This is a genomic window from Pseudomonas sp. GW821-FHT09C10 (genome assembly GCF_059418085.1).
In genome coordinates this window covers 1-10,066 of the sequence record NZ_JBWKPE010000025.1, presented here as the reverse complement: position 1 = coordinate 10,066, position 10,066 = coordinate 1, and the positions used below count along the sequence as shown (strand labels likewise).

7 protein-coding genes and 1 pseudogene are annotated in these 10,066 nt (G+C 61.3%); 1 reads left to right on the top strand and 7 read right to left on the bottom strand.

Annotated features, from left to right (window positions below; all coding sequences use genetic code 11):
* Positions 1-329 precede the first annotated feature (329 nt).
* The 7 genes and pseudogenes from AC07OT_RS30250 to pilM form a co-directional block, all read right to left on the bottom strand.
* Positions 330-1,886 (bottom strand): SPOR domain-containing protein, encoded by a 1,557-nt coding sequence (locus AC07OT_RS30250; RefSeq protein ID WP_495109807.1) that lies wholly within the window; start codon positions 1,884-1,886, stop codon positions 330-332.
* A 10-nt stretch (positions 1,887-1,896) separates the two neighbouring features.
* Entirely contained in the window at positions 1,897-2,997 is a 1,101-nt protein-coding gene (gene aroB, locus AC07OT_RS30245) for a 3-dehydroquinate synthase (protein WP_495109806.1), read from the bottom strand.
* Positions 2,998-3,122: 125 nt separating this feature from the next.
* Complete coding sequence (gene aroK / locus AC07OT_RS30240; protein WP_003171222.1) at positions 3,123-3,641, bottom strand: shikimate kinase AroK; 519 nt, start codon at positions 3,639-3,641, stop codon at positions 3,123-3,125.
* Positions 3,642-3,645: 4 nt separating this feature from the next.
* A pseudogene (locus AC07OT_RS30235) lies at positions 3,646-4,902 on the bottom strand (type IV pilus secretin PilQ); the annotation flags it as partial.
* A gap of 138 nt (positions 4,903-5,040) precedes the next feature.
* Entirely contained in the window at positions 5,041-6,012 is a 972-nt protein-coding gene (locus AC07OT_RS30230) for a pilus assembly protein PilP (protein WP_495109805.1), read from the bottom strand.
* Complete coding sequence (locus tag AC07OT_RS30225; RefSeq protein ID WP_495109804.1) at positions 6,009-6,560, bottom strand: PilN domain-containing protein; 552 nt, start codon at positions 6,558-6,560, stop codon at positions 6,009-6,011. Before AC07OT_RS30225 ends, AC07OT_RS30230 begins: the two co-directional genes overlap by 4 nt.
* Positions 6,557-7,213, bottom strand: coding sequence for a type IV pilus biogenesis protein PilM (gene pilM, locus AC07OT_RS30220; RefSeq protein ID WP_495109803.1), 657 nt, complete (start codon positions 7,211-7,213; stop codon positions 6,557-6,559). The genes AC07OT_RS30225 and pilM overlap by 4 nt, the downstream gene beginning before the upstream one ends.
* Before the next feature lie 221 nt (positions 7,214-7,434).
* Here pilM and AC07OT_RS30215 point away from each other — a divergent pair, with 221 nt between their 5' ends.
* Positions 7,435-9,894 (top strand): penicillin-binding protein 1A, encoded by a 2,460-nt coding sequence (locus AC07OT_RS30215; protein ID WP_371263358.1) that lies wholly within the window; start codon positions 7,435-7,437, stop codon positions 9,892-9,894.
* The last annotated feature ends 172 nt before the right edge of the window (positions 9,895-10,066 follow it).

Here is a 10,066-nt window from a genome sequence, read left to right as displayed (position 1 = left end):
CTCTTATATCGAGGCAAATTTCTTTTCAATTCAACCGGTTACCTTCCACGCCGAACGTACGCCGGCTTAGCGGGGGCAAAAGGGAGGTCATTGTACACACCGACACGAACGCTCACAAATTTAGCGACGAAATGTCGCAAATCTATGTCGCATTTATGAAAGGTTTAAAGCGATATGCTGTGCTAGTCAAAACTTTTTTAATTCTGACCGCTACGACTCAAAAGCTACTGTAACGCAGACACCACAAAGCGCGCGGCCTGGAGGGGCTGCACGCCTTGCGATCTTTTTTGAGGTGCCGGGAGGGCGGCCTGGGTAAGGCCGCCGGATCTTCAGCGAGTTGCTGCCAGTTCTTGTTGAACGCTGGCGACAGTGCGAGGCCAAGGTTTACCAGCCTGAACCTTCGCTGGCAAGGCTTTGATGGCGGAATCAGCTGCGGCACGGCTTGGGAAGCTGCCGTAGGTGATCACGTAGAGAGGCTTGCCGTTGAGCACTTTCTTGAAATAACGGTATTCGCCGCCCTGCTCTTTCACGAACGCCTGGGCGTTGGCTTCGGAGCTGGTGCCGAGGATCTGCACGACAAAGTTGCCGGTGGGCTGGCTGCTGTACCAGCTGCTGCCGGCCTTGGCGACGGTGGCTGCCGGCTTTTCGGCCGGTTTGGCGGCTGGCGCCGGAGCCGGAGCCGGCTTCGCCACTGGCGCCGCAGGCTTGGCTGTGGCAACGGTCGGCGCCGGGGTCGGGGTCGGCTTGGCGGCTGGCGCCACAGGGGTCGCAGGGGTACCTGCGGGAACGCCCGCAGGTGGCGCAGTAGTGGTCACGGTCGGCGGTGTGGCGCTGGAGCCTTCCACCGGCACGCCGTCGTCGCCTTCGGAGATACCACCGGCTTCTTCGGCGAGCGGGCCACGCATCACCGGCTGGCCCACCATCGGCAGGTTGGTCGGCTGACCGGAATTGGCGAACTCGACATTCGGCGTGGGCTTGCCCAGTGGCAACTGCGCCTGTTCGGTTGGCGCACCGGCGGTAGTCGGTGCCTTGCTGCGACCCGGAATCAACCAGGCGGCGGCAACCGCAACCACGACAACGGCGGAAATTGCCAATACGTGCTTCTTAGGCATAGTGAACCCCATCTTTGGACGCTTGACCGCGGAGCGGCTGGCAATCATGGCTTCGATCATGGCATCGCGGGCGACCTGGTTGATGGTGCCAGGCCAGCCGTCGGAGCTTTCGTGAATATCAGAGATCTGCGCAGCGGAGAAAAGTTCGATGCCCTGCCCTGCGCCTTCGAGGCGCTGAGCCAGGTATTCCCGAGTTTCTTCCTCTTCGTACGGCTGCAGTTCGATAACGTGGAACAGCTCCTGATCACCGCTGATCTGCTCCAGATCGGCGATCAACGACGATTCACCGAACAGGAACACATGGGGGCGACCTTCCGGCGTGCCCGCCGCCAGCGCCAGCAGCGCTTCCAGGGCGGATTCGTCGAGCTGCTCGGCGTCATCCACCAGCAGGTAGACTTCCTGGCCGGTCAGACCCAGTTGCACCACCTGCTTGAGAATCGCATTCGGCTCGGCAGTGGCGACATCCAGCGCCTGGGCTACCTGACGCAGCACGCCAGCCGCATCACCGGCACCACGGGCCGACACCACCACGCTCTGTACGGACTGTTTGTTGGTACTGGCCACCAGGGCCTGGCGCAGCAAGGTCTTGCCGCTGCCCAACGGGCCCGTGACAACCAGCAGCAGCTGGCTGTAGCGCGCGAGATGGTGCAGTTGCCCCAGCACCGGCTTGCGCTGGGCTGGGAAAAATTTGAAACCAGGCACCCGTGGAGCAAAAGGGTCGTGGCTTAACTGGTAATGGCCGAGGAACGCCTCGTCGGCATGCAAACTAGTCATCGGGATCTTATTAACCTTTCAGCTGAGCCAGGGCGCGGTAATCCGCTCCCAGCGTGGCCTGTAAAATCTCTTTCGGATAATCGTCGGTCACTACCGCTTCGCCCATATGGCGCAACAGCACCAGTCGCAGGCGACCGTCGATCACTTTCTTGTCTATTGCCATATGTTCGAGGAAGTCCGCCTCGGTCATCTCTTCCGGCGGGATAACCGGCAAACCGGCACGCTGGAACAGGCGAATACCGCGATCACGCTCCTGGGCGCTGATCCAGCCCAGACGTTGCGACATCTCCAATGCCATCACTGTGCCAGCCGCTACAGCCTCTCCATGCAACCACACACCATAGCCCATGTGGGTTTCGATCGCATGGCCGAAGGTGTGGCCCAGGTTCAAGGTGGCCCGCACACCGGACTCCCGCTCGTCGGCATTCACCACCAGCGCCTTGGCGGCGCAGGAGCGGGAAATCGCCTCGGTGAGCGCCACCTGGTCGAGTGCGCGCAGGGCGTCCACATGTTCTTCCAACCAGGCCAGGAAGGGTTCGTCGCAGATCAACCCGTACTTGATGACCTCCGCCAGGCCCGCCGACAGCTCCCGCGGTGGCAAGGTGTTGAGGGTCGCGGTGTCGATCAGCACGGCCTGGGGCTGGTAGAACGCGCCGACCATGTTTTTGCCCAGGGGGTGGTTGATGCCGGTCTTGCCGCCCACCGACGAATCGACCTGGGACAACAGGGTGGTCGGCACCTGGATAAAGTCCACGCCGCGCTGGTAGCAGGCCGCCGCAAAGCCGGCCATGTCGCCGATCACACCGCCGCCCAGGGCAATCACGGTGGTTCGGCGGTCATGGCGTGCGGTCAGCAGGCCATCAAAGATCAGTTGCAGGGTTTCCCAGTTCTTGTGGGCTTCGCCATCGGGCAGAATCACGGAGATCACTGAGTACGCCGCCAGGCTGCGGCTCAGACGCTCAAGATACAGCGGCGCGACCGTCTCGTTGGAGATGATTGCCACTTGCCGCCCGGCAATGTGCGGGACCAGCAATTCGGGCTGGTCCAGCAGACCTTCGCCAATATGGATCGGGTAGCTGCGCTCGCCTAGATCGACCTTAAGTGTCTGCATGTGTCCCCGCGTTGAAGATGTATTGACGACCGGTAACGTCGAGATCTGACGTTGCCTGATGGCTCTACGCCACACCCCGCAGGGTGATAGCGCGCCGCCGAGAATAGCGCATTTCGGGCCTGGCTTTAACGGGGTGGCAGCCGTTGCAGGCGCTCGAGAATGTCGAGAACCACCATCCGAGGCGGCCGCTCATCGGTTTCCACCACCAGATCGGCGATTTCCCGATACAGCGGATCGCGCAGCGCGAGCAGGTCGCGCAAGGTTTTTTCCGGGTTCGCCGTGCGCAGCAAAGGACGATTGCGATCACGGGCGGTACGCCCCACCTGCTGCTCGACCGACGCATGCAGATAGACCACCCGACCGCCGGCATGCAGCGCCCGCCGATTTTCATCGCGCATCACCGCGCCGCCGCCGGTGGCCAATACCACGCCATCGCAGCCGCACAGCTCGGCAATCATCGCCTGCTCGCGGTCGCGAAAGCCCAGCTCGCCTTCCTTATCGAAGATCCATGGGATATTGGCACCCGTGCGCAATTCAATTTCCTTGTCGGAATCTTTGAATGGCAGGCGCAGCTCTTTGGCCAGCAATCGGCCGATGGTGCTTTTTCCAGCCCCCATCGGTCCTACAAGAATCAAATTTCGCACAGAATCAACGACTCACAGCAATCGCCTGGTTATTCATAATACGCGGAGTCAGGAATACCAGCAGCTCGGATTTTTTCTCCGCCAGCACATCGCGCCGGAAAAGGCGGCCAAGATACGGCACATCGCCCAAAAATGGCACTTTATCTACCACTTTGCTTTGGGTATTGGAGAAAACCCCGCCGATGACGATGGTTTCGCCATCCTTGACCAGCACCTTGGCATTCACCTCGTTTTTCTTGATCGGCGGTACGTCGTTGAGTTTGTTGAGATAGTCGGGCTCATCCTTGGTGACCTTGACCACCATGATCACATGGTCATCGGGGGTGATCTGCGGCGTGACCTCCAACGACAGGGACGCCTCCTTGAACGACACCGAGGTAGCACCCTGGGAGGTGGATTCCTGATAGGGAATTTCGGTGCCCTTCAGAATGCGCGCGGTTTCCTTGTCGGAAGTGACCACCTTGGGCTGCGAGACGATTTCGCCATTGCCGGTTTTCTCCATGGCGGTCAGTTCCAGGTCCAGCAGGAGGTTATCGGTGATGAAGGCAATGCCCAGGCCTGATGTACCCGTGAGTGAACCCAGGTCGACAAATGGCGAGCCGGGCACGTTTTCCGGCGCCTGAGCACCGTCCGGCAAAGGCTTCTGGATACCCCCGGCAGCCCAATTCCCGCGAGTGAGCCGCCCACCCCAGCGCGCACCCAGGCTTTTGTCGTAGTCGACATTGGCCTCGACAATCCGCGCTTCGATCATCACCTGGCGCACCGGCACATCCAGTTGCGCCACGATCCGCCGCAACTCTTCCAGGCGCTCGCCGGTCTGGTAGGCAATGATGTTATTGGTGCGGTCATCCACTGCCACTGAACCACGCTCATCGGTCGTGCCTTCAAAGCCGCTCACCGACTGAAACAGCTTGGCCAGGTCTGCCGCCTTGGCGTGGTTGACTTGCAGTAGCTCACGGCGCAGCGGCGCCAGGTCGGCCATCTGCTTGCGTGATTCAAGCGCCAGCAGTTCCCGTGCAGCCAACTCCTCGGCCGGCGCCACCAGCAGGACACCAGCCTTTATCCGTTTATCCAAGCCTTTGGTTTGCAGCACCAGGTCCAGCGCCTGATCCCAGGGCACGTCTTTGAGCCGCAGGGTGATAGAGCCCTGTACGTCATCGCCGACCACCAGATTGAGGCCCGCCACGTCGGCGATTTGCTGCAAGGCAGCGCGCAGCCCGATGTCCTGGAAGTTGAGGTTCAATTTGTCCCCGCCATAGGCGCCCGAAACCGCGCTGCCGGGAGGCGGTAGCTGGATCAGGTCCACACGATTGGGCACAGCAGCAGCCATCGGTGCCGTGAACGCTATCCATAGCGCCACACCGAAGGACGAGAAAGTCCTTTTCATTGTTTGATTCCGTTATGAGTTGACGTTTAGCAAGAGGGTTCGCGGGCGCTCCAGCCATGCCCCCTGTTCATCGGGAAATAACTCGATCAATTCGATATGGCCGTCATGAATCGCTGTGACTCGACCATGATCCGGCCCCAGATAGTCACCGACTGCCAGGCGATGCACGGTTGAAGCCTGGCGCAGCAAGGCGAAGGTCTGCGCCCCACGGGACAACGTGCCCACCATCTCGAACTGATCCACTGGGTGGCCTTCCAAGGCTTCACGCGGGCGAGCGAGGTCCGGCGCAGCGGCCGTCCGCCCTGGCGCGCGGTCGACTTGCAGGGCAATGGGCTGGAACGGATCGCGAATACCAGAAGCGCCGTATACAAAGGGTTGCCCTTGCATGACAGCCGCGTCCCGCTTGATGCCTTGTCGCTCATGCCAGTACGTCTTGGCCAGCAGATCAAGGTGCAGCAGCTTGCCATCCCGTCGCATGGCAATGTCGTGCGCCGTGGCGATTCGCGAAAGGCCGCCCAGGGCACTCACAAAGGCCGCCAGGTCGTGATAGGTACCGGTGGCGCCGATGCGAACGGGCTGCTCGTGATAGAACGGCCTAGACAGCTTATCCAGCGGAGTGACGCTCTCAATCAGCAAACCATTGGCCAGCGCCATCCTGGCGATGTCTTCAAGAAAGCCGGGCATTTCGGACTCTTCGGGCATTTGCTGCAAAAGCCCGCTGACCTTCTCCTGCATAAGCTGGACCTGGCGGGCCCGCTCTTCAAGATCGGCAGCCAGGACGGCTTTTTCCGCAAGTTGCTGCTGCAAGCTCACTTCCTGCACCTGGACCTCGCGCAAGCGCTCCCGCGACGGGCTGAGGCACACAAAGTCGCCCACCAACAGCACCACGCCGGCAAGCGCACAGCCCAGCAAGATCCTGCCAGGTAAGGGCCATTTGGCAGCATTGTGAGTCAGCGCGGAAAATTCGAGCCTGGGCCGGCTCATGGCTGGGCCTCGGAAGATTCTCCCTGGCGCACCATCAACTGGAATTCAGTGTTGCCGCGAGCGCCTTCGGTTCGTACATGCTGCAGGCGAGTGGCGTGGGCGCCTTCGGATGCCTCCAGGCGACGCATCAGTTGGGCAATATCCTGGCTGGACTCAGCACTGCCGCTGATACTCACCGTATCGCCTTTCGCCACGACCTCATGCAAATGCACACCGTCGGGCACCGCACGGGCCAACTGATCCAGCAGCTGTGCACCGGCGGAGCGATTATCGTGCAGGTCCTGCACGACTTTCATGCGTTCCGCCAGTTGCTGGCTTTGCAACTGGAGGTCATCAATGGTCTGGATACGCGAGTCCAGGACGCCGACGTCCTTGCGCACATGATCGTTTCGCGTCACCTGCCGGTCGATCGCCTGGTCGATCACCTGGTCCGCCAGCCACACCGTCGCGAGCGCGACACAGGCAAACGCCACCAGCAGTATCAGGAAATATTTACGCCTGCGCTCCGCCAGCGCCTGGCGCCAAGGCAAAAGATTGATTCGTGTCATCCAGCGAAACTCCTCAGGGCCAACCCGCAAGCGACTCCCATCCCAGGGGCATCCACGATCCACTGGGCACCATCGACTCGATGACCCGGCGTGAAGCTGGCGAAATCCTGACGGCAAGCGCGCGCCAATGCAAACCCTTCGACATCCACCACCCTGGGCACCAGCCCCGCCAGGGCCAACACGGCTTCACGAACCTCGACGTGCTCCTTCAGACACGCCGCCAGCAACACCTCGACCCGCGCGGGATCCTGCGTCGACGGCCCCTGGACCTGAAAGTCCAGCGCCACCTCGTCCAGCGGGTAGGGAATGTATTGCTCTGCCTCCACCTGGATCCTCCGAGCCATTTCGTCGTCGCCAAGCCCCGCCTGCATTTCAATGACCCGTGTAATGACCGAAGGACCGGAAACGGCGACCGCCGCCTGCCTGGCCGACGTGCGCAGCCGGGACAGCGCCGTGTACAGCGCATGGCCTATGCCTTCCAGGTCCAGCCAGACGCCGTCGACCACCGCCTGGGCCGGCAGCGCCTGTATGGCGTAGCTCTGCACGGTGTAACGGTTGGCTGAACAGCTCAGCTCTACCAGCTTGATACCTGCCTCATTGATGTCGACGCCAAGGACGGTGTCGACTTTGCGCCTGAAAAATCCCTTTCCCATAAAACTCCCCAAAGCTTTCCCTGTCTTAACGCCTGATTGCCGCCGGAAGCCCTGCATTCGGTCGACTTGTTGAGCCGGCGCGAATGACGCCCCAAGGCGAAAAATGCTTTAATGCCCAGCGTTTTTCCCCGCTTTTTATCTGCAGCTCGGGTCGATCCATCGTTTGCCATGCATGCCCCGACGCGTAACCCATTCTTTTCTCTGGAAATCCAAAAGCCTTGATCCGTCTGCTGAAGTTTTTCGGGTACTCCATTGTCGCGATCGTCTGCGGGCTGCTGCTCGTACTCAGCGGGGCCTACCTCTACCTTAGTCCGGGTTTACCCTCCGTAGAGGCCCTCAGAAGTATCCAGTTGCAGATTCCTTTGCGGGTCTACAGCAGCGATGAAAAGCTGATCGCGGAGTTCGGCGAAATGCGCCGCACACCGATCCGTTTTGCCGACATTCCACCTAATTTCATCAGCGCATTGCTGTCGGCCGAAGACGATAATTTTGCCAACCACTATGGCGTCGACCCCAGCAGCCTGGTACGTGCGGCCACGCAACTGGTAAAAAGCGGACACATTCAATCCGGCGGCAGCACCATCACCATGCAGGTGGCGAAGAACTTCTTCCTCACCAGCGAGCGCAGTTTTTCGCGCAAAGCCACTGAAATCCTGCTGGCATTGCAGATCGAACGTCAGCTGACCAAGGACGAGATCCTCGAGCTGTACGTCAACAAGATCTACCTGGGCAACCGTGCCTACGGGATCGAGGCTGCCTCCCAGGTCTACTACGGCAAGTCGATTCGTGACGCCAGCCTGGCGCAGATGGCGATGATTGCCGGCCTGCCCAAAGCCCCTTCGCGCTTCAACCCCCTGGCCAACCCGGCGCGCAGCAAAGAGCGCCGCGACTGGATCCTGGGGCGCATGTACAAGCTGGGCAAGATCGACCAGGCCGCCTATGAAAGTGCGGTGGCCGAGCCGTTGAACGCCAGCTACCACGTGCCGACGCCGGAGGTGAATGCCCCATATATCGCTGAAATGGCGCGTGCGGAGATGGTCGGTCGTTACGGCAGCGAGGCCTACACCGAAGGCTTCCGCGTGACCACGACGGTTCCGAGCGACTTGCAGGAGATCGCCAATGATTCCGTGCATTCAGGCCTGATCACCTACGACCAGCGCCACGGCTACCGAGGCCCTGAGTCGCGCCTGCCAGGCAAGACCCTGAGCGCCTGGACGGCCGAGCTGGGCAAACAGCGTGCGATCAGCGGCCTGGAACCGGCCATCGTCACCCAGGTGAAGAAAGATGGCGTGCAGGTGCTGACCCGCACCGGCGAAGCCCACGTGGCCTGGGACAGCATGAAATGGGCGCGCCCGTTCCTGAACACCAACAGCATGGGCCCGATGCCGAAGCAACCGTCGGATGTCGCGCAAGTGGGTGACCTGATCCGCGTGCAACGCCAGAAGGACGACAGCCTGAAATTCAGCCAGGTGCCGCTGGCCCAGGGCGCCCTGGTATCGCTGGACCCGCAGAACGGTGCAATCCGCGCCCTGGTGGGTGGCTTCGCGTTCGAGCAGAGCAACTACAACCGGGCCACCCAGGCCAAGCGCCAGCCGGGCTCGAGCTTCAAACCGTTCATCTACAGCGCCGCGCTGGATAACGGTTACACCGCCGCCAGCCTGGTCAACGATGCACCCATCGTGTTCGTCGACGAGTACCTGGACAAAGTCTGGCGCCCGAAGAACGACACCAACACTTTCCTTGGCCCGATCCGTATCCGTGAGGCGCTGTACAAGTCACGCAACCTGGTGTCGATCCGCCTGCTGCAGGCGATGGGTGTCGGCAAGACCATCGACTACATCACGCGCTTTGGCTTCAACAAGTCGGACCTGCCGCCGAACCTGTCCCTGGCCTTGGGTACCGCGACCCTCACGCCGATGGAAATCGCCACCGGCTGGAGCACCTTTGCCAACGGCGGCTACAAGATCGCGCCGTACCTGATCGACAAGATCGAAAGCCGCAACGGCGACACCCTGTTCACCGCCAACCCGCCACGCGTGCCGGGTGATGTAGTCAACGGCATCGCTGCGACGGATGGCCTGGCAGCGCCAGGCAATGGCGGTATCACCATCGAGCCGACCCCAGGAACCGCGCCAGCCACCAATCCCGCTGCAACCGAACCGCAGGCACCCGCCGTGGCCGAGCGCATTGTGGATGGCCGTACCACCTATATCCTCAACAGCATCCTGGAAGACGTAATCAAGAAAGGCACCGGCCGTCGCGCCCTGGCCTTGGGGCGCGCGGACATCGCGGGCAAGACCGGTACCACCAACGAATCCAAGGATGCCTGGTTCTCGGGCTATAACGCCGACTACGTGACCACCGTGTGGACCGGCTATGACCAGCCGGAAAGCCTTGGCCGCCGCGAGTTCGGCGGCACCGTCGCGCTGCCGATCTGGATGAGCTACATGGGCGCGGCCTTGAAGGACAAGCCGCTGCACACCCAACCGGAGCCGGAAGGCATCCTCAGCCTGCGGATCGACCCGGTCAGTGGCCGTGCGGCCTCGCCGAGCACGCCGAATGCGTACTTCGAACTGTTCAAGAGCGAAGATACGCCGCCGTCGGTCAATGAACTGGGCAACGGCGTCGTACCGGGCAGCCCGCTGCCGGCGGATGAGGCGGCGCCGATCGATCTGTTCTAACCTGGACCTTAAGCCTACGCAGAACCCAATGTGGGAGGGGGCTTGCCCCCGATAGCACTGGACCAGCCAACTCATCGAGTGACTGACACACCGCCATCGGGGTGTAGAACCGTAGACATCGTTTACATCTGAAACCGGGGACATCGTTTACACATTTGAGGCCTGGACGCGG